General features: G+C 70.6%; 18 protein-coding genes and 1 pseudogene. 8 read left to right on the top strand and 11 right to left on the bottom strand.

Annotated features, from left to right (window positions below):
* Positions 1-122: 122 nt before the first annotated feature.
* Entirely contained in the window at positions 123-1,067 is a 945-nt protein-coding gene (locus O7621_RS09190) for an NUDIX domain-containing protein (RefSeq protein WP_282233585.1), read from the bottom strand.
* 169 nt (positions 1,068-1,236) lie between these two features.
* Between O7621_RS09190 and O7621_RS09185 the strand changes: the two genes are divergently transcribed.
* On the top strand, positions 1,237-1,539 hold the full coding sequence (locus tag O7621_RS09185) for a PspC domain-containing protein (protein WP_282233584.1): 303 nt from the start codon (positions 1,237-1,239) through the stop codon (positions 1,537-1,539).
* Between the two features lie 35 nt (positions 1,540-1,574).
* On the opposite strand, the gene guaA is transcribed toward O7621_RS09185, so the two are convergent.
* Positions 1,575-3,128, bottom strand: coding sequence for a glutamine-hydrolyzing GMP synthase (guaA, locus tag O7621_RS09180; protein ID WP_281551826.1), 1,554 nt, complete (start codon positions 3,126-3,128; stop codon positions 1,575-1,577).
* A 57-nt stretch (positions 3,129-3,185) separates the two neighbouring features.
* Positions 3,186-4,856, bottom strand: coding sequence for a GMC family oxidoreductase (locus tag O7621_RS09175; RefSeq protein ID WP_282233583.1), 1,671 nt, complete (start codon positions 4,854-4,856; stop codon positions 3,186-3,188).
* A gap of 138 nt (positions 4,857-4,994) precedes the next feature.
* On the opposite strand from O7621_RS09175, the gene O7621_RS09170 reads away from it, so the two are divergent.
* Together O7621_RS09170 and O7621_RS09165 are read left to right on the top strand one after the other, a co-directional pair.
* The gene (locus tag O7621_RS09170; protein ID WP_158632395.1) at positions 4,995-5,234 is read left to right on the top strand and encodes a hypothetical protein; all 240 of its coding nucleotides are present in this window, start codon (positions 4,995-4,997) and stop codon (positions 5,232-5,234) included.
* A complete protein-coding gene (locus O7621_RS09165) occupies positions 5,224-5,541 on the top strand; it encodes a type II toxin-antitoxin system PemK/MazF family toxin (RefSeq protein ID WP_282233582.1) in 318 nt (105 codons plus the stop codon). The genes O7621_RS09170 and O7621_RS09165 overlap by 11 nt, the downstream gene beginning before the upstream one ends.
* 25 nt (positions 5,542-5,566) lie before the next feature.
* Here O7621_RS09165 and O7621_RS09160 read toward each other — a convergent pair whose 3' ends face one another.
* On the bottom strand, positions 5,567-5,698 hold the full coding sequence (locus O7621_RS09160; RefSeq protein ID WP_282234830.1) for a hypothetical protein: 132 nt from the start codon (positions 5,696-5,698) through the stop codon (positions 5,567-5,569).
* Positions 5,699-5,814: 116 nt separating this feature from the next.
* Positions 5,815-5,886 (bottom strand): annotated as a pseudogene (locus O7621_RS09155) (hypothetical protein); the annotation flags it as partial.
* A gap of 194 nt (positions 5,887-6,080) precedes the next feature.
* Here O7621_RS09155 and O7621_RS09150 point away from each other — a divergent pair.
* The 3 genes from O7621_RS09150 (at position 6,081) to O7621_RS09140 (ending at position 9,677) form a co-directional block, all read left to right on the top strand.
* Positions 6,081-6,998: a sulfotransferase domain-containing protein gene (locus tag O7621_RS09150; RefSeq protein ID WP_282234513.1), complete on the top strand. Its 918-nt coding sequence runs from the start codon at positions 6,081-6,083 to the stop codon at positions 6,996-6,998.
* An 87-nt stretch (positions 6,999-7,085) separates the two neighbouring features.
* Entirely contained in the window at positions 7,086-8,084 is a 999-nt protein-coding gene (locus tag O7621_RS09145; RefSeq protein ID WP_282233581.1) for a DUF5954 family protein, read from the top strand.
* Between the two features lie 117 nt (positions 8,085-8,201).
* Positions 8,202-9,677: a non-reducing end alpha-L-arabinofuranosidase family hydrolase gene (locus O7621_RS09140; protein WP_282233580.1), complete on the top strand. Its 1,476-nt coding sequence runs from the start codon at positions 8,202-8,204 to the stop codon at positions 9,675-9,677.
* Positions 9,678-9,743: 66 nt separating this feature from the next.
* Here the strand turns inward: O7621_RS09140 and O7621_RS09135 are convergent, their stop codons facing one another.
* The 3 genes from O7621_RS09135 to guaB all read right to left on the bottom strand — a co-directional run bounded on the left by O7621_RS09135 (position 9,744) and on the right by guaB (position 13,897).
* Positions 9,744-11,096: a M1 family metallopeptidase gene (locus O7621_RS09135; RefSeq protein ID WP_282234512.1), complete on the bottom strand. Its 1,353-nt coding sequence runs from the start codon at positions 11,094-11,096 to the stop codon at positions 9,744-9,746.
* A 119-nt stretch (positions 11,097-11,215) separates the two neighbouring features.
* The gene (locus O7621_RS09130) at positions 11,216-12,334 is read right to left on the bottom strand and encodes a GuaB3 family IMP dehydrogenase-related protein (RefSeq protein WP_278173788.1); all 1,119 of its coding nucleotides are present in this window, start codon (positions 12,332-12,334) and stop codon (positions 11,216-11,218) included.
* Between the two features lie 72 nt (positions 12,335-12,406).
* The gene (guaB, locus tag O7621_RS09125; RefSeq protein ID WP_282234511.1) at positions 12,407-13,897 is read right to left on the bottom strand and encodes an IMP dehydrogenase; all 1,491 of its coding nucleotides are present in this window, start codon (positions 13,895-13,897) and stop codon (positions 12,407-12,409) included.
* A 330-nt stretch (positions 13,898-14,227) separates the two neighbouring features.
* On the opposite strand from guaB, the gene O7621_RS09120 reads away from it, so the two are divergent.
* Positions 14,228-14,638, top strand: coding sequence for a DUF5319 domain-containing protein (locus O7621_RS09120; protein ID WP_282233579.1), 411 nt, complete (start codon positions 14,228-14,230; stop codon positions 14,636-14,638).
* 6 nt (positions 14,639-14,644) lie between these two features.
* On the opposite strand, the gene O7621_RS09115 is transcribed toward O7621_RS09120, so the two are convergent.
* Positions 14,645-15,661, bottom strand: a complete 1,017-nt coding sequence (locus O7621_RS09115) for a helix-turn-helix transcriptional regulator (RefSeq protein ID WP_282234510.1) — start codon at positions 15,659-15,661, stop codon at positions 14,645-14,647.
* A gap of 295 nt (positions 15,662-15,956) precedes the next feature.
* Between O7621_RS09115 and O7621_RS09110 the strand changes: the two genes are divergently transcribed.
* A complete protein-coding gene (locus O7621_RS09110) occupies positions 15,957-16,385 on the top strand; it encodes a WhiB family transcriptional regulator (RefSeq protein WP_282233578.1) in 429 nt (142 codons plus the stop codon).
* A gap of 30 nt (positions 16,386-16,415) precedes the next feature.
* Here O7621_RS09110 and O7621_RS09105 read toward each other — a convergent pair whose 3' ends face one another.
* Both O7621_RS09105 and groL read right to left on the bottom strand, forming a co-directional pair.
* A complete protein-coding gene (locus tag O7621_RS09105) occupies positions 16,416-17,981 on the bottom strand; it encodes a molybdopterin-dependent oxidoreductase (protein ID WP_282234509.1) in 1,566 nt (521 codons plus the stop codon).
* A gap of 235 nt (positions 17,982-18,216) precedes the next feature.
* The gene (gene groL, locus O7621_RS09100) at positions 18,217-19,860 is read right to left on the bottom strand and encodes a chaperonin GroEL (protein ID WP_282233577.1); all 1,644 of its coding nucleotides are present in this window, start codon (positions 19,858-19,860) and stop codon (positions 18,217-18,219) included.
* Positions 19,861-19,925 lie beyond the last annotated feature (65 nt).

Raw genomic sequence — 19,925 nt, 5'->3', positions numbered from 1 at the left:
ACCGGTCACCTGCTCACGGCGATGCGCTTGCTTCAGCAAGCAGTGCTTGCCGAAGCAAGCATCGGCCACGGCCTTCCCAACAGTGCCGCCGAGCGTCGGAGGCACCGCCCGGGTGTCAGGGGTCAGACCAGCCGGGCGGCTCCGACCGCCTCGGCGGTCACCTCGGTCAACTCCGACCGGATGGCAGCCAGATCCGTCCGGGCGAACCAGCGGGCCTCCGAGGTCGACCCACCGATGTCAGTGACGATCGGCAGGGACGGGCGGTCCACCTCAACCTGGTAGAAAGCACGCACCCCGTGCCAGTCGATCGGGTAACCCTCCGGACCGAGCGAGGCCGCGTCCCGGTGGCTGGCCACGCCGAGCAGCCGGACCAGCCGGCCACGCTGACCGGTCTCCTCGACCAACTCGCGGATCAGCGCCGTGCCGGGCTGCTCGCCGTAGTCGGTGCCACCGCCGGGCAGATGCCACCGCCCGGCACCCGGGTAGCCGGGCGCGATCCGGGTCAGCAGGACCCGCCGGGCCGGGTCGGTGGCGACCGCGTACGCCGCGAACCGTTGCGCCCGGTGCAGCCCGTCCGGCCCTGGTACGGCGTAGAACGACGGGAAGTCGGGAGCGGTGTCCGGGCGCAGGTCGATCGTTTCCGGCGGCAGGCCGAGAGCGCTGGCGGTGAACGGACGCAGCGGCAGTTGCTTCGCCTCGTCCAGACTGCACCACCGGGCGAGGTCGGTGGGCTGGTTGATCCGGTGGCAGATCTGTCCGCCACGGATCGACGCGTCGTAGATCAACCGGTCGGTGTGCAGGGTGATGCCGCGCCGGGGGAGGGAGCGCATGTCGGCGAGGACGTCCCGCAACCCGGTGACCGCGACCGAAATGCCAGTTTCCGCGGCGGTCTCCCGGACGACGGTGTGGTTGGGATCCTCCCCGTGGTCCACTGCTCCTCCCGGCAGCGACCACACCCCGGGTGTACCGGAGCGCGGAGAGGCGCGGACCAGCAGAACCCGGTCCTCCGAATCGGCACAGACAGCGTATGCCGCGATCCTGCGAAGCGGCTCTAGGGCGGGAGTCACGAGTCCGAATTCTGCCCGCAAGTGGCCAGTCGGCGCGGACGACTGTCAGATTGGCGACAGTATTCTAGGTAACTACTTGACTACCTAGAGCCGCATTCCGGGACGGATCAGGGTATTGATCCGGGGGGTCACCGAGGTCGCCGAGGACCGCCGTGTGGACCGTTGAAGCATGACGACCTCCCAGAACCCCACAGCTCAGGCCCCGTACAAGCAACTCCGGCGACCCACCACGGACCGGATGATCGCCGGTGTCGCCAGCGGCCTCGGCCGCTACTTCGACACCGACCCCACCCTGGTCCGGGTGATCTTCGCGGTGGTCACCGTGCTGACCGGCGGGCTGGCCGCGCTGACCTATCCGGTGATCTGGTTCCTGATGCCGGAGGAGCCACCGACCGCGCCGCCCTGGCCCGCAGCGGCGACCACCGCACCGGCACCGACCATGCCGGCGGAAGGCAACCGGGGGCCGATCTGACCGGCCCCTCGGCCACCACCGGCTGACCGGTCAGTTCACTCCCACTCGATGGTGCCCGGCGGCTTGCTGGTCACGTCCAGCACCACCCGGTTCACTTCGGGCACCTCATTGGTGATCCGGGTGGAGATCCGGCCGATCACCTCGTACGGCAGCCGGGACCAGTCGGCAGTCATGGCGTCCTCACTGGACACCGGACGCAGCACCACCGGGTGGCCGTAGCTGCGCCCGTCGCCCTGCACCCCGACGCTGCGCACGTCGGCCAGCAGCACCACCGGAAACTGCCAGACGTCGCGGTCCAGCCCGGCGGCGGTCAGCTCCTCGCGGGCGATCAGATCGGCGGCGCGCAGCAGGTCCAGCCGCTGCCGGTCGACCGCGCCGATGATCCGGATCGCCAGACCCGGGCCGGGGAACGGGTGCCGCCAAACCATCGCCTCCGGCAGCCCGAGTTGCAGGCCGAGCGCCCGCACCTCGTCCTTGAACAACGTGCGCAGCGGCTCGACCAGGGCGAACTGCAGGTCGTCCGGCAGCCCGCCGACGTTGTGGTGCGACTTGATGTTGGCGGTGCCGGTGCCGCCACCGGACTCCACCACGTCCGGGTAGAGGGTGCCCTGCACCAGGAACTCGACGTCACCGGCGGCGGCCACCTCGCGGGCCGCCGCCTCGAAGACCCGGATGAACTCCCGACCGATGATCTTGCGCTTCTGCTCCGGGTCGGTCACCCCGGCCAGCGCGCCGAGGAACTGGTCGGTGGCGTCGACCACCTTCAACTTGATCCCGGTCGCGGCGACGTAGTCCGACTCGACCTGCTCGGCCTCCCCTGCCCGCAGCAGCCCGTGGTCGACGAAGACACAGGTCAACTGGTCGCCGACAGCCCGGTGCACCAACGCGGCGGCGACCGCCGAGTCGACTCCGCCGGACAGCCCGCAGATGACCTCCTTGGCACCGACCTGCTCGCGGATCCGGGCCACCTGCTCGTCGATGATGTTCTGCGGCGTCCAGGTCGGCTCGATGCCGGCGATGTCGTACAGGAAGCGGGTCAGCATCAGCTGGCCGTGCGCGGTGTGCCCCACCTCCGGGTGGAACTGCACCCCGGCCCGCCGACCGGCGAGATCCTCGAACGCGGCGACCGGCGCCCCGGCCGAGCCGGCGGTGACCGTGAACCCTTCCGGCGCGGCGGTCACGCAGTCACCGTGACTCATCCACACCGGGATCTCGGTCGGCAGCTCCCGCAGCAGCACTCCGGCCTCGGGACGGGCGGCCAGCGGGGTGCCGCCGTACTCCCGGTTGCCGGTGTGCGCCACCGTGCCGCCGAGCGCCAGCGCCATCGCCTGGAAGCCGTAGCAGATGCCGAAGACCGGCACCCCACCGTCGAACAGCTTCGGGTCGACCTGCGGGGCACCGTCGGCGTAGACGCTGGCCGGGCCGCCGGACAGGATGATCGCGGCCGGCTCCTTGGCCATCATCTCGGCCACCGGCATGTCGTGCGGGACGATCTCCGAGTAGACCTTGGCCTCGCGCACCCGACGGGCGATCAGCTGGGCGTACTGGGCTCCGAAGTCCACCACCAGGACCGGACGCGGCGTGCTCATGCTCCGGAGCCTACCGACCGTCGCCGAACTGTCCCGACGATGGTTCAGGGTCGCGGCTCAGCTCGCCGGCGGGCGGCGGTCCGGAGCGCCCTTGACCGGCCAGCGGGCCATCGCCCGCTCGGCGAGCGCGACGATGGTCAGTGACGGGTTCACCCCCAGGTTCGCCGGCACCGCCGCGCCGTCGACCACATGCAGGCCCGGACAACCGAAAACCCGGTGGTACGCGTCGACGACGCCGTCGGAGCGGGTGGCCCCGATCACCGCCCCGCCCAGGACGTGGGCGGTCATCGGCACGTCGAACGGCTCGGTGACCGCGCCGCCCGGGATGCCGCCGATCTCGTCGGCGAGCAGCCGCACCGCCCGGTGACCGGTCGGGATCCAGCTCGGGTTCGGCTCGCCGTGCCCGTGCCCGGCGACCAGCCGCCCGCGTCGGTGGTACGTGGTCAGCGAGTTGTCCACCGACTGCATCACCAGCGCCACAATGGTCCGCCGGGACCAGTCCCGTACCGACAGCAGCCGCAGCGTCTCCCGGGGCCGGCCGGCCAGCGCGGCCAGCCAGCGGCGCACCCGGTGCGGCCCGCCTGCTACCAGCGCCGACTGTAGCAGCCCCATCAGGTTGGATCCGTCGCCGTAACGCACCGGCTCGACGTGGGTGCCCGGCTCCGGGTGGAACGAACTGGTGATCGCCACCCCGTCGGTGAAGTCGAGGGCGCGGCGGCGGGCGGCCCGGCGGGGGACAGACACGCCGAGGATCGCCTCCGAGTTGGTCCGGGTAAGGGTGCCGATCCGGGCGGAGATCGCCGGCAGCGCGCCGGTGGCGCGGGCGGCGTGCAGCAGCCGTTGGGTGCCGAGCGCCCCGGCGGCGAGCACCACCTGGTCGGCGGTGATCGTCTGCCGGCCGCCGACCCAGGCACCGGTACGGCGTACGTCGACCCGGTAGCCGGCACCGTCCGGACCCGGCCGCAGCCCGACGACCGTGGTCAGCGGCCGGATGTGCGCTCCGGCCCGTTCGGCGAACCACAGGTAGTTCTTCGGCAGCGAGTTCTTGGCACCGACCCGGCAACCGGTCATGCAGGAACCGCAGTGGGTACAGCCGACCCGGTCCGGCCCGGCCCCACCGAAGTACGGGTCGGCGACCCGCTCACCGGGACGACCGAGGTAGACGGCGACCGGGGTGGACCGGAACGTGTCGGCGGCACCCATCCGGTCGGCGACCGCCCGCATCGCCTCGTCGGCGGCGGTGGTACGCGGATAGTCGACGACGCCGAGCATCTGCTTTGCGCGGGCGTAGTGCGGGGCGAGTTCGGCCCGCCAGTCGGTGATGCCGGACCACTGCGGGTCGGCGTAGAAGTCGTCCGGCGGCTCGTAGAGCGTGTTGGCGTAAACCAGCGACCCGCCGCCGACGCCGGCTCCGGAGAGCACCAGCACTCCGGCCCGGCCGCTGCTCTCCCCCGTGGGTGTCTCCCCTGTACCTGTTCCTCCTGCGCGTACGCGGGCTGCTCCGCGTCGGCCGGCCGGGCGCAGCAGGGTCATCCGCTGGATGCCGTAGCAGCCGAGCGCCGGCATCCACAGGAACCGTCGCACCCGCCAGGAGGTGCGCGGCAACTCGTGGTCGGCGAAGCGGCGGCCGGCCTCCAGCACCAGCACCGAGTAGCCCTTCTCAGCGAGCCGCAGCGCGGCGACGCTGCCGCCGAACCCGGACCCGATCACGACCACGTCGTACCGCATCCCGCCATCATTACCGACTGGTAACCGCTGCACCACGAGCCGATCCGCCGATCCATCCGCTACCGGATCGGCAAGCAGCCAGAGGAAGTAGACCTAAGATGTAGACAGATTGTAGCCTGATACGTAGACTTCTTGTGCATGGCGACGACGACGATCCGGGTCAGCACGGCCACTCGCGACCGGCTGATGCGGACCCGCACGGAAGAGTTCGGTGACGCGCCGATTGACGAGGTCATCACGCGGCTTCTCGATGAGCACGCCGACCAGGCGCTGAGGGCAAAGATGCGGGCCGACGCAGAGCACGCTCGTGGCAACATCGACGACCTCGCGGAGGTTCGCCGCGTACAGGCTGAGATGGACGAGCTCAGTGCGTGGTGACGTTTACCGGCTGCGCGCACCCCGCGATGCCGTCGGTCGCGAGCAACAAGGAGCGCGGTACGCCGTGGTGGTGCAGTCCGACGATCTCAACCTGTCCACGACGATCGTCGCTCCTACCTCCACCTCAGCCCACCCGTACGTGTTCCGGCCCGAGGTCACCGTGCGCAGCGAGCCAACCCGACTCATGCTGGACCAACTGCGTGCCGTCGACGTCGAAAAGGCGATCGGCGAGCGCGTCGGCCGCCTGAGCCCGGCCGAGATGGTCGAGGTCAACCGGCTGCTACGCGCCGTTCTCGACATCCTTTGAGCCGGCCCAACTCCTGGATGGCAGACTACCGGACCCGCGCGTCGGGGTCCTGCATCGAAGCCGCCAGCGCTCGGGCGACCGCCGAGATGATCTGGCTGTCGTCCACGCCGAGTTGACGCGTCTCGCGGACGAACGCGGCAGCCTGGTGACGCAGCATCTCATCCGGACCGGGCCCGGCGGGCGGCGCGGCCGCGACCCGGGTGCCGCCGCCACGCCGGAGGTCACCAGCCCCGCCGCCTCGAGCTCGCGGTACGTACGGGCCACCGTGCCGGCGGCCAACCCCAGGTCGGCGGCGAGCTGGCGGACGGGCGGGAGGCGGTCGCCGGGGGTCAGCGCGAGCAGCACGTGGTGGGCTGCCGCATCGATTCACGGGCGGCTCCGAGGTTGACCGAGCGGTCCACGTCCATCATCATCTCAGGCTGGGGTCGTACTATCATCTCAGGCTGAGATGCGCAGCATCCGCTGATGCGTGTCGTCCACTTCGGGCAGGGATCCGCTTCGGACAGGGACCGGCTGCGGGCAGAGACAGGGCTAGGACACTGATCAAACGGACCTTCACCTTCGCCAAGCACCACACGCCCAGCAACGTGCGCGTGGCGGTGCGGTGGACGATGCTCGAGACGCGGATCGCGAGAAGCCGGCTGACGATCCCGGTAGTCGCCCGCTGCGAGTACGACAACATCTACCACTGCACGGTCCGCAAGACGGGCAGCCAGTGGGTGAAGGCCATCCTCAGCGACCCGGTCGTGTATCAGTACTCCGGCCTGCTGCCCTTCGATCAGCGGGTCCACCGGCGGCGTTACCCTGACGCCATTCCGCCCGGCCGGGTCGCATCGTCGCTCTTCGTCGGCTACAAACGCTTCGAAGCGATCCCCAAGCCGGAGAAGTACCGGGCCTTCTTCGTGATGCGGGACCCGCGCGACATCGTCGTCTCCAGTTACTTCTCGCTGCGGAACTCGCACACCCCGATGGGTGACGTCCTGCACCATCGGAAGATCCTCAAAGAGAAGCCGCGCAAGGAAGGCCTCCTCTACATCATCAACCACCTCGCGGAGAAGAACCTCTTCTCCGCGCTGCGGTCGTGGGTGGTCGCACCCAGCGCCGAGACGTTCCGCCTCTTCCGGTACGAGGATCTGACCGGTGAGCGACAGGCGGACGAGGTGGAAGAGTTGATGCGGCACTGTGGGATTGCCCTGCCTCCGGCCGAGTTGGCAGCGCTGCTCGACCGGCACGGGTTCTCCCGGATGCGCAAGAATCGCCTGGAAACCGGGCCGACGGCGCACTACCGCAAGGGCAAGGCCGGCGACTGGCTCAACCATTTCGACGACGACATCTACGAGGCATTCGTCGCGACGACCGGCAATCTCGTCGAGCTCTGCGGGTACCCCAGCCGAGACGAGGCGCGTGCTGCCCTGGACCCGAATGGTCAGCAGAGCCTGGACCCGAACGGCCAGTAGGCCACACCGATACGGATCGACCGTGGTGCGGGCCGATTCCGGCGGGGCGGGGCTGCGGTCCAGCGATTGAGCCATCACAATGCGTACATGGTCTATGACGCCAACCAGGTGCCTGAGCACCTGTTGATCAGGATCGAGCATCGGGACGACCCGGTATCGGCGGTTTCCGAGGACGACGCCCGCAACCGTGCGGCCGCCTATCCGAAGATCATGTGGGGTGCCCCGATCTACGGCTCTGCCCAGGAGGTGAACGGTCGGTGGCGGATTTTACGGCTGAACGCCGACAGCCCGCAGGATGCCCGTGACAGCCTCGCGTCCCACTTCCGGCGGCTGCACAGTGAGACACCGCAGACCCCCGAGCACGCCGCCGAGCGGGCAGAGTACGAAGCGGTGTACGAGCTGCTGGACTGGGAGGCGGTCGACGAACTGACCGTCAACGGTTCCCGCTACCGGATCATCCGAGCCCAGCCGTTCATCCGGATGGGCGCGGACGGGCCGGAGCCACCCCGGCCGACCGACCCGGACCCGTACCCGCCGGGCCAGACGATGCGGAACACGTCGCAGTTGGACGGATTCGTCATTAACCCGGCCGCCGGCACCGGACTGACCAACGGAATCGTCCGGATGGAGATGGTCTCCGCCTCCTACCATCCGAGAGCTGTCCCAGGGGACGTGCACGCCGATTCCCGGCTGGCGGTGACCACGCATCCGAACGTGGTGTTGCTCCCGGTCGGCTTCACCGTCGGAGAGTGCGTCGCTGGCAGATGGCGGCCGCGGTCGTCCACCACCTACGCTACGCCGCAGGACGCTCGGGACGCGGAGTCGTTCTCGATCTCCGACGTCGGGGTCAAGCTGGACGACGACACCCCGGTGGAGGAGTTCATGGCCGCGTACGAGCGGGCCCGCGCGGCGCACCGGCCGCCCCGCACCGACGACTTCGAGTTGAGGGGCGTCCCGTGCCGAGTGACCCGGGTGGAGACCTTCGTCCGGGTCGGCCCGGACGGCCCGGAGGGGCCCCGTCCGTCGGACCCGGACTCGCACCTGCCCCCGGCGCGGCTCATGCAGGAACCCGACGCCCAAGCATAGACATAGGTTGATGTAAAGGAAGCGCTCCCGTAACATACCCGGCACGGATGTTAACGCTCACCTAACTCTGACCTGCGCACAGAGTGCCAGGTCACCGTCCTGCTGGGAGAGTGCTACATGATCAAATCGAGAACAACCAGAGCCGGCCTGGCGTCGGCCGGGGCCGCGTTGCTGGCGTCGGCCGCGCTCGTCGTGGCGGCACCGGCCGGTGCCGCCGCGGCGGGCTGCTCGGTCAACTACGCGGTGTCGTCCCAGTGGCCAGGCGGGTTCGGCGCCAGCGTGACCATCACCAACCTCGGTGATCCACTGACCAGTTGGACGCTGACGTGGTCGTTCGGCGCCGGGCAGACAGTGACGCAGGCCTGGAACACCGCACTGACCCAGAGCGGCTCGGCGGTGACCGCCAGCAACGTGAGCTACAACAACGCCGTCCCCACCAACGGCACGGTGTCGTTCGGCTTCAATGGCTCGTGGACGGGCAGCAACCCGGCACCGACGAGTTTCGCGCTCAACGGTGTGACGTGTAACGGCGGCACGACCCCGACCACCGCACCACCACCCACCACCGCACCACCACCCACCACCGCACCACCACCCACCACCGCACCACCACCCACCACCGCACCACCACCCACCACCGCACCACCACCCACCACCGCACCACCACCCACCACCGCACCACCGACCTGCAACCTGCCGTCGACGTACCGCTGGACCTCCACCGGCGCACTCGCCCAACCCCGCTCCGGCTGGGTGTCGTTGAAGGACTTCACCCACGCCCCCTACAACGGCCAACACCTCGTCTACGCCACCAACCACGACCACGGCACCAGCTGGGGCTCAATGAACTTCGGCCTCTTCTCCAACTGGAACCAGATGGGCTCCGCCAGCCAGAACGCCATGCCCTTCGCCGCCGTCGCACCATCACTGTTCTACTTCGCGCCGCGTAACGTCTGGGTCCTGGCCTACCAGTGGGGCGGCCCCGCTTTCTCGTACCGGACGTCAACCAACCCCGCCGACGTCAACAGCTGGTCCGCCCACCAAACCCTCTTCACCGGCAGCATCAGCAACTCCGGCACCGGACCCATCGACCAGGCACTCATCGGCGACGACCAGAACATGTACCTCTTCTTCGCCGGCGACAACGGCCGCATCTACCGCGCCAGCATGCCCATCGGCAACTTCCCCGGCAACTTCGGCTCCAACTACACCACCATCATGACCGACACCACCAACAACCTCTTCGAAGGCGTCCAGGTCTACAAACTCCAAGGCCAACAGCGCTACCTCATGATCGTCGAAGCCATCGGCTCCCAGGGCCGCTACTTCCGCTCCTTCACCACCACCAACCTCAGCGGCACCTGGACCCCGAACGCCACCAGCGAGAACAACCCCTTCGCCGGCAGAGCCAACAGCGGCGCCACCTGGACCAACGACATCAGCCACGGCGAACTCATCCGCACCAACGCCGACCAGACCATGACCATCGACCCCTGCAACCTCCAATTCCTCTACCAAGGACGCGACCCCAACTCCGGCGGCGACTACGGCCTCCTGCCCTACCGCCCCGGCGTCCTCACCCTGCAACGCTGACCCACCCCACACCACACCATGACAAGGCGGGCCCGGCACCACGCCGGGCCCGCCACGCACCACCAGTCAGGGCTTGGCCGGAGCAGTGTCGCCGTACAGCCAGGCATCGAAGAATTCCCGCAACCGCTGGCCGGAGACCCGCTCGGCGACCGTGACGAACTCCTCGGTGCTGGCGTTGCCGTTGCGTCGCTCGGCCGTCCAGGTGCGGAGCAGGCGGAAGAACGCGTCGTCGCCGATGGTCAGCCGCAACGCGTGCACGGTCAGCCCGCCCCGCTTGTACACCGACTGGCTGAAGATCCCCGCCGGGCCGGGGTCACCGGCCGGGCTCACCCAGTCAATCCGGTCGTACTCCCGGTCGAACATCTCGTCGACGGTGGCCGCACCTTCGTGCTCGGACCACAACCACTCCGCGTACGTCGCGAAACCCTCGTTGAGCCACATGTCCCGCCAGTGCCGGATCGACACGCTGTTGCCGAACCACTGGTGGGCCAACTCGTGCGCGATCACCCAGGTGACCGGCCCGGAGTCGAAGAACACGTCGCCGTACACCGGCCGGGACTGGGTCTCCAGGGCGTAGCGGATCCGGTCGTCGTTCACCACCACGCCGCCGTATGCGTCGACCGGATACGGGCCGAACACCGACTCCAGGTAGTCGGCGATCTCACCAGTGCGGGCCATCGCCTGCTCGGCCGGGCCACCTTCCGGCAGATCGGCGGAGACGGCGGTCACCATCGGCCGGCCGGCGTGGGTGCCACGCTGCACCCGGTAGTCGCCGATCACCAGGGTGGTCAGGTAGCTCGCCAGCGGCGTGGACTCCGACCAGGTCCAGGTGGTCCAGCCGTCGGCGCTGCTGGTCGGCCCCGGTACGCCGATGCTCAGCGCAGCCAGCCCGTCCGGGACGGTGACGTCCATGTCGAAGGTCGCCTTGTCCAGCGGGTGGTCGTTGACCGGAAACCAGGTGCTGGCCGACTCAGGTTGGCCGAGCGCGATCGCCCCGTCGTCGGTCACATGAAAGCCGCCCGCGCCCAGGTCCGGGCTGGTCAGGAGCTCGGGCCGGCCGCCGTAGTCGACGACCACGGTGAACTGCGTACCGTCGGCCAGCCCGGTGGCCGGGGTGACGATCAACTCGTTGCCGTCGCGGCTGTGCCCGGCCGGGGTGTCGTCGACGGTGACCGCGTCAACGACCAGCCCGGCTAGGTCAAGGTTGAACCGGGACAGATCGGCGGTGGCGGTGGCGGTGATCGTGGCGGTGCCGTCGAGCCGCTCGCTGTCCGGGTCGTAGCGCAGCGTCAACTGGTAGCCGGCCACGTCGTAGCCACCGTTGCCGTACGTCGGGAAGTAGGGGTCGCCGATGCCGGCCGCACCGGGTTGGAAACCCCCCGTCGAGCTGTCGTCGCCCCGGTCGACCAGCTCCGGCAGTACGCCGCAGCCGGTGCCGGCGGCCAGCAGCACCGCCAGCAGCGCGGCCGGGCCGGACGTACGCCGCCGCGACCCGGACCACCGACTGCGGCCCGGTGCGGACGACGGACGGCGGATGGTCACCGGTCGAGGACCAGACCGACCCGCTGGAACTCCTTCAGGTCGCGGTAGCCGCACTTGGCCATCGCCCGGCGCAGCCCGCCGAACAGGTTCTGCTGGCCGTCCGGGGAGTCGGCCGGCCCGAACAGCAACTGCTCCATGGTGCCCAGCGGCTCGTCGGCCACCCCGAACGCGCCACGCGGCAGCTTCGGGTGGCTGGCCACCGAATGCCACCACGCCCCGGCTGCCGGGGCCTCGGCACACAGCGACAGCGGCTCACCGAGCATCACCGCGTCGGCACCGCAGCCCAGCGCCTTCGCGATGTCACCGGAGGTCTGCAGGTCACCGTCGGCGATCAGGTGCACGTACCGACCGCCGGTCTCGTCCAGATAGTCGCGGCGGGCGGCGGCCGCGTCGGCGATCGCCGTGGCCATCGGCACCCGGATGCCGAGCACCGAGTCGGTGGTCGACCACTCGTCCGCGCCGATCCCGACGATCACCCCGGCCGCGCCGGTACGCATCAGGTGCAGGGCCGTCTTGTAGTCGGTGCAGCCGCCGACCACCACCGGCAGGTCCAGGTCGGCGATGAACTCCTTGAGGTTCAGCGGCTCGTCGGTGGTGGAGACGTGCTCCGCCGACACCAGGGTGCCCTGGATCACCAGGATGTCCACGCCGGCGTCCAGCACCACCGGGGCCAGCGCCAGGGTGTGCTGCGGCGACACCCGGGCGGCGACGGTACCGCCGCCGGCCCGCATCTGCCGGACCCGTTCGGCGATCAGCTCGGGCCGGATCGGTTCGGCGTACACCTCCTGCAGCCGGCGGGTCGCCGGGTCGTCGTCGCCCAGCGCGGTCAGCTCGCCGAGCACCCTGCTCGGGTCCTCGTAACGGGTCCACAGCCCTTCGACGTTGAGCACACCGAGCCCGCCCAGCTCGCTCAGCTTGGCGGCGCTGGCCGGGCTCATCGTGGCATCCGACGGATGCGCCACGCACGGGATCTTGAACTGGTACGCGTCGAGCTGCCACGCGGTGGAGACGTCGTCGACGTCCCGGGTCCGCCGGCTCGGCACGATGGCGATGTCGTCCAGGTGGTAGCCGCGCTGCGCGGTCTTGCCCAGCCCGATCTCGACCACGTCACGCATGGCATATCTCCGTCATGGACAGGTCGACCGCCCGGCGGCTCGGCCACCGCGCGGGCAGGTCGACGGCGTAGGTCAGCGGGTGTGGTAGTTGGGGGCCTCGACGGTCATCTGGATGTCGTGCGGGTGGCTCTCCTTCAGACCGGCCGCAGTGATCCGGATCAGCTGGCCGCGCTGGTGCAGGTCGTCGATGCCTTCGGCGCCGACGTACCCCATGGCCAGCCGGACCCCGCCGATCAGCTGGTGCACGACGGTGGCCAGCGGTCCACGGTACGGCACCTGGCCCTCGACACCCTCCGGGACCAGCTTCTCGTCGCTGAGCACGTCGTGCTGGAAGTAGCGGTCCTTTGAGTAGGAGCGAGCCTGGCCACGGGACTGCATCGCGCCCAGCGACCCCATTCCCCGGTACGACTTGAACTGCTTGCCGTTGATGAACAGCAGCTCGCCAGGGCTCTCCTCGCAGCCGGCGAGCAGGCTGCCCAGCATCACCGTGTGCGCACCCGCGACCAGCGCCTTGGCGATGTCGCCCGAGTACTGGATGCCGCCGTCGGCGATCACCGGAACGCCGGCCGGGTGGCAGGCCCGGACCGCCTCCATGATCGCGGTGACCTGCGGTACACCGACTCCTGCGACCACCCGGGTGGTGCAGATCGCGCCCGGGCCGACCCCGACCTTGACCGCGTCCACGCCGGCTTCGACCAGCGCGCGGGCACCGGCGTAGGTGGCGACGTTGCCGCCGACCACGTCGACCTCGGTGTCCCGCTTCAGGGCCCGCACCATGTCCAGCACCCCGCGCTGGTGGCCGTGGGCGGTGTCCACGATCAGTACGTCGACGCCCGCATCGACCAGGGTCCGGGCCCGCTTGTACGAGTCGTCGCCGACGCCGATCGCAGCGGCCACCCGCAGCCGGCCGGCGTCGTCCTTGGTGGCGTCCGGGTACTGCTCGCTTTTGGTGAAGTCCTTCACGGTGATCAGCCCGCGCAGCCGGCCGGCGTCGTCGACCAGGGGCAACTTCTCCACCTTGTGCTGGCGCAGCAGGGCCAGCGCATCCGCCTTGGCAACCCCGACCGGGGCGGTGACCAGCGGCATCGATGTCATCAGGTCGCGTACCGGGCGGTTCTGGTCGGTCTCGAACCGCATGTCGCGGTTGGTGATGATGCCGACCAGGGCGCCCTGCTCGTCGACGACCGGGACGCCGGAGATGCGGTACCGGCCGCACAGTGTGTCGACGTGCCGCAGCGTGTCGTCCGGGCCGCAGGTCACCGGGTTGGTGATCATGCCGGCCTCGGAGCGCTTCACCAGGTCGACCTGGATCGCCTGGTCGTCGGCGGAGAGGTTGCGGTGCAGTACGCCGATGCCGCCCTGCCGGGCCATCGCGATCGCCATCCGCGCCTCGGTCACCGTGTCCATCGCGCTGGACAGCAGCGGTACGGACAGCCGCACGTTGCGGGTCATCGAGGTCACCGTGTTGACCCGGCTCGGGATGACGTCCGACTCGGCGGGCTGCAGCAGCACGTCGTCGAAGGTCAACCCGAGCGGCACCGCCCGGGCCGACCCGGCGGGCATCTCCGGCACGTGGCCGCCGAACGCGGCGGGGACCGGGGGCACGTGACCGCCGTTGGCGGTGCTGTCGACGACGGGCTGCTGGGTGGGCGAGTATTCCACGACTTCTTCCCCTGAGCTGGTCGGACGGTTCGCCTGAGGCCGGCGGCGGCTGATGCCCGGGCGCCGGGGCGGCAGGCGGCCCGGCGTGGGTGGCGGTTGACCGGCTCGCCCCGTCTGGCGGTGCGATGGTTCATCGTACCCACCGTCGGGCCGGCCGGGCGCGCCACCTGCGCGGCCAGCCGGACCGGGTGGGGCCCGCGCAGCCGGTACGGGTGGGACTACGGTGGAGGGGTGCACGAAGAGCCGATCGATCCGTTCAGCGGCGACCCCGCCGATCCGGCAGCCGGGCTGGAGGATCCCACCGAGGCCGGCGAGCCGGATTCGTTGACGCCCGCCGAACGGCAGGACGTGTTGGAGGACCTCGCCGACCTGGAGGTCTACCGGGCGCTGCTCGGCGCGGTCGGGATCCGCGGGCTGGTGATCGACTGCGAGGACTGCCGGGAGCCGCACTACTTCGACTGGGACCTGCTGCGCGGTAATCTGCGCCACCTGCTCGACTCCGGCCGGCCGAGGGTGCACGAGCCGGCCTTCAACCCCGACCCGGACCACTACGTGAGCTGGGAGTACGCCCGGGGGTACGCCGACGGCGTGCACGACACCCTGCGGGACGAGGCGGACGACGACCAGGACCGGCCGGCCTGAGGTCGGTCAGGCGACCAGTCCGGTACGGAATCCGGTGGCCACCGCGTGCGCCCGGTCCCGTGCGCCGAGCTTGCGGAACAGTCGTCGCGCGTGGGTCTTGACGGTGTCCTCCGAGACGAACAGGTCGCGGCCGATCTCGCCGTTGCTCTTGCCCTCCGCCATTCCGCGTAGTACCTGGAGTTCGCGTTCGGTGAGCCCGATCCGGCGTAGTGCGGTGACTCGACCGTCCGACGGCTGGGCGCCGTCCGGTCCGGCACCGTGCGCTACGCCGCCATTGGGTGCGCCGCCATCGGGTGCGCTGTCATTGGATGCGCCGCCGGTCGGCGCGCCGCCGGTCGGCGCGCCGTCGGGGTGCGGGACGGGTGCCGGTGCGTCGGCGGTGTCGGCGGCCGGCGCCGTCGCGGCTGCGTCGTCGCGTTGGTTCGGCACCACGTTCGGTCCGGTGGCCGGGTCCGCGCCGGCAACGGCCGCAGCCGTCTGCTCGGCGGCGCCGGTGACCGATCGCCCGGCGGAGTCGGTACCAGCGGCGGCAGCCCCGGGATGGTGAGTCGCCGCGCCAGCGGCGGCAGCCCCGGGGTGATGAGTCGCCGCGCCAGCGGCACCAATAGTGGCGGTCACCGCCGGGGCCGGTGCGGCTGCTGACTGCTCGGTCAGCAGTGCCGGCGTACGGCGGCCCGGCGCGGCGAGCAGCAGCAGGGTCTTCGCCACGGCGGTGACCAGATCGTCGGTGCCGCGCAGCAGCCCGCGGGCGCCAGCGGCCAGCGCGGCCGATGCCACCTGCGGGTCCTCCCCGCCGAACAGCACGATCACGCTGCCCGGCGAGCGGGCCAGTACCCGGCGGGTGAAGCTGGCGCTGTCCGGACGGGCCAGGGCGGTGTCGGCGAGTACGATCTCCGCTGGGCGTTCGGCGAGCCGCAGCATCACCTCCGGCTCGGAGACCGCTGTTCGTACTGCGGCGGAGAGACCGAGCCGGGCGGCAGCGGCGGTGATGTTCTGAGCTGCAACTACTGTTCGCACACACACGAGCACCTTGCGCACTTATGACTCCCCTCTCCCGCCAGCAGCAGATCACGCGAGGCACGCTCGCTCATGCGCTTTGCCACGAAAAAAGATGAAAGTTCAGGACCGGTGGCCACGTCGCCGACCGGCTATCGCGCGCAGGTTCCGACCCGGGTGTTCCCACCCGTTCCGGCACGGGTGATTGAGCAGTGGGACTCCCGGGTACCCCGGTGACACGAAGGACCGGAGCGCTTGCGCGGCCGGCCGCCCGGTCCTACCACGAAGTGTCCGCTGGAGCCGCGCGGAAGGAGGGGTGCAGATGTCGGATGTACGCCGACTGCCCGGACCGATCGTCGACCTGTGGGAGTGGCAGATCCTCGGTGCCTGCCGTGGCCGGGACAGCGCCCAGTTCTTCCACCCCGACGGTGAGCGGGGGTCGTCACGCAACCGCCGGGAGTCGGGAGCCAAGGCGGTCTGCCGGACCTGCCCGGTCCGCGCGGAGTGCGCCGCGCACGCCCTGTCGGTGCGCGAGCCGTACGGGGTGTGGGGCGGCTTCAGCGAGTCGGAACGGCTCCGGCTGATCGCCCTCGGCTGGGAGGATCTCGCCGACCGCCGCGGCGGCCGGGTCGACGTGCAACGGCTGGAAGCTCGGCTGGGCCGGCCGCACAAGTCGACCGTTCCGGCTCAGCGCCAACCAGAGTCGACCGCCGTCAGGCCGCAGCCGGCGGACTCGGCCACCGCCGCCTGACCACGGCCACGGCCACGGGTTCGAACATCCCTACTGGACTGTTACGCGGACCGAGTGCCAGCCGGTCGCCCCGTCCGGGGCGACCGGCTGGCGTAGTTCGGGCTGGGTGGCGCCGGTCCCGTCGGTTGCCCGGACCTGCAGCAGGTGCTCACCCGAGGTCGCCGGCCACTGCCAGACCCACTGCACCCAGGTGTCCGCGGAGACCGCCGGGGCCAGCTCGGCCTGCTGCCAGGGACCGTCATCCACCCGTACCTCGACACCGCTGATGCCCCGGTGCGGGGCCCACGCCACCCCGGCCACCGGTACGGTGCCGGCGGACAGTTCGGCGCGGACCCGGGGGGTGTCGATCCGGGACTGGGTCTTGATCGGGCCCTGCGCCGCCCAGCCGCGCGGCACCCAGTACGCGTCGAAGTCGGCGAAGCTGGTCAACTCCAGCTCGGTGACCCACTTGCAGGCGGAGACGTAGCCGTACAGGCCGGGCACCACCATGCGGACCGGGAAACCGTGCTCGACCGGCAGCGGTTGACCGTTCATCCCGACCGCGAGCAGCGCGTCCCGCCCGTCCAGCAGCGCCTCGGTCGGGGTGCCGCAGGTCCAGCCGTCGACGGACCGGCCGACGACCTGGTCGGCTCCGGGCAGCGGGCCCGCCTCGACCAGCAGGTCCCGCACCGGTACGCCGAGCCAGCGGGCGTTGCCGATGAGATTCCCGCCCACCTCGTTCGAGACACAGGCCAGCGTGACGTACCGCTCCACCAGGTCCATCCCGAGCAGGTCGGGGTAGCTCAGGGTGATCGGGTTGGTCACCCGGCCGTGGATCCGCAGTTGCCATTCGTCCGGGTCGACCTGGGGCACGACCAGCGCGGTGTCGATCCGGTAGAAGTCACGGTTGGTGGTGACGTACCGGCTCAGCCCCGGCGCCGCCGGATCCGCACCGGAAGGCAGCGGCGGCGCGGCGTCGACCGGGGCGGGCAGCGTCACGGCGGACCGGGCGGTCGCCACCCCCCGGCGTTGCGCCAGCCAGCGACCACCGGCACCGGTGATCAGGGCGGCGCCGACCGACACGCCGACGCGGGACAGGAACCGGCGCCGGTCGGCGGTGCCGGCACCGGGCCGCACCGGTGCCGGCGCCGGTTCAGCGGGCGACGCGGCGGAGGACGACGCGGCTGCGGCCGGCCGCAGCGGGCCGGCGAGCAGCGCCCAGAGCAGCAGCGCGGCGGCGGACGCACCGATCACCGCCGGCAGGACGGCGGCCGGCCCGGCGCCGGGCCGGGTGAGCGCGGCCGCCGCGCCGACCACGCCGAAGACCGCGATGCCGGCGAAGCCGACGGCGAGCCGGCGGGCGGCCAGCACCCCGATCACGGCCGCGAACCCGGCGAGCAGTACGCCGGTGCCGATCAGCAGCGCGGTCTTGTCGTGTACGCCGAACACGTCGATGGCGAACTGTTTCAGCGGCTCGGGGACGGTGTCGACGACCACCCCGCCGACCGCGACCAGCGGTGCCGAGCGGGCGCCGGTGGCGACGGCGACCAGCTCGGCCAGGCCCAGGGCGAGCGCGGCCGCGGCCACCCCGGCGAGCGCCGCGAGCGGCCCGGGCAGGTGGCCCGGTGGTTCGGTCTGCGCAGCTGGCCCGGTCGGCTCTGGCCCTGTCGCGTCCGGCACCGTCGGCTCCGGCCTCATCGCGTCCAGCCCATCTGTCCGGCACCGTACCGGGTCGACGGCGCATAGGTACTGCCGACGATACGCAGAATCCGCGTGATCAGAAACCTCGGACGGAGTGCGCCTCGGCCGTACTGATCACGCGGATCCAGGGTGTAGCAGGTGGAACTTCCGGTCAGAAACCGGGACCGTGCTGGTGGCCGTGCCCGTGGTCGTGACCGTGACCGCCAGCGGCCGGCTCAGCCTTCTCCGGCTTCTCCACCACGAGACTCTCGGTGGTGAGCAGCAGCCCGGCGATCGACGCGGCGTTGCTGACCGCGTTGCGGGTCACCTTCACCGGGTCGATGATGCCGGCCCCGGCCAGATCGACGTACTCACCGGTGGCGGCGTTGAGACCGTGGCCCCAGTCGCCTTCGAGCACCTTGCCGACCACGACGTACCCGTCGTAGCCGGCGTTCTGGGCGATCCACCGCAACGGCTCGTGCAGCGCCTTGCGGACCACCGACACGCCGACCTTCTCGTCGCCGTCGAAGCCGAGGTCGTCGTCGAGCACGGCGGCGATCTGGCTCAGCGCCGCGCCGCCACCGGGGATGGTGCCCTCCTCGACCGCGGCCTTGGTCGCGGCGATGGCGTCCTCGATGCGGTGCTTGCGCTCCTTCATCTCCACCTCGGTGGCGGCCCCGGCCTTGATCACCGCGATGCCGCCGGAGAGCTTCGCCAGCCGCTCGGCGAGCTTTTCCCGGTCCCAGTCCGAGTCGGACGCGTCGATCTCCTTGCGGATCTGGGTGACCCGGTCGGCGACCTCGGAGTCGTTACCGGCACCGTCGACCACCGTGGTGGTGTCCTTGTCGACCACGATCCGCCGGGCCCGGCCCAGCGACTCCAGCCCGACCGCGTCGAGCTTGTAGCCCAGCTCCGGGGCGATCAGCTCGGCGCCGGTCAGGATCGCCATGTCCTGCAGCATCGCCTTGCGCCGGTCACCGAAGCCGGGGGCCTTGACCGCGCAGATCTTCACGGTCTTGCGTACGGCGTTGACCACCAGGGTGGACAGCGCCTGCCCGTCGACATCCTCGGCGACGATCAGCAGCGGCTTGCTGTCCTGGACAATCTTCTCCAGCAGCGGCAGCAGCTCCTCGATCGAGGAGATCTTCTGGGTGGTGATCAGGATGTACGCGTCCTCGAGGACCGCCTCCTGCGCTTCGGCGTCGGTGACGAAGTGCGGGGAGATGAAGCCCTTGTCGAACTGCAGGCCCTCGGTGACCTCCAGCTCGGTGGCCAGGGTGGAGCCTTCCTCGACGGTGATGACGCCGTCGCGGCCGACCCGCTCCATCGCCTCGGCGATCAGCTCGCCGATCGTGGCGTCCTGGGCCGAGATCGTCGCGACCTGCGCGATCGAGCCCTTGTCGGCCACCTCCGCTGCCTTGGCCAGCAGCGATTCGGAGACCTTCTGTGCGGCCGCGTCGATGCCGCGCTTGAGGCCGGCCGGGTTGGCCCCGGCGGCGACGTTGCGCAGACCTTCACGGACCATCGCCTGGGCGAGCACGGTTGCGGTGGTGGTCCCGTCGCCAGCGACGTCGTTGGTCTTCGTCGCCACCTCCTTGACCAGCTGCGCACCGAGGTTCTCGTACGGGTTGGTGAGCTCGATCTCCTTGGCGATGGTCACGCCATCGTTGGTGATCGTCGGAGCGCCGAACTTCTTGTCCAGCACGACGTTGCGCCCGCGCGGGCCGAGGGTGACCTTGACCGTGTCCGCGAGCGTGTTGACGCCGTGCTCCAAGAGGTGCCGGGCGTCGTCCGAGAAACTCAGGATCTTCGCCATGACATTCCCTTCACAGGCACTAGCCGTCGGCCGGCCGGCGGCTGCCGGCACCGGCCGACGGGCGA

Origin of the sequence: Solwaraspora sp. WMMD937 (genome assembly GCF_029581175.1) — a bacterium.
Lineage (GTDB): Bacteria > Actinomycetota > Actinomycetes > Mycobacteriales > Micromonosporaceae > Micromonospora_E.
This window is presented reverse-complemented; position numbering and strand designations above follow the sequence as displayed.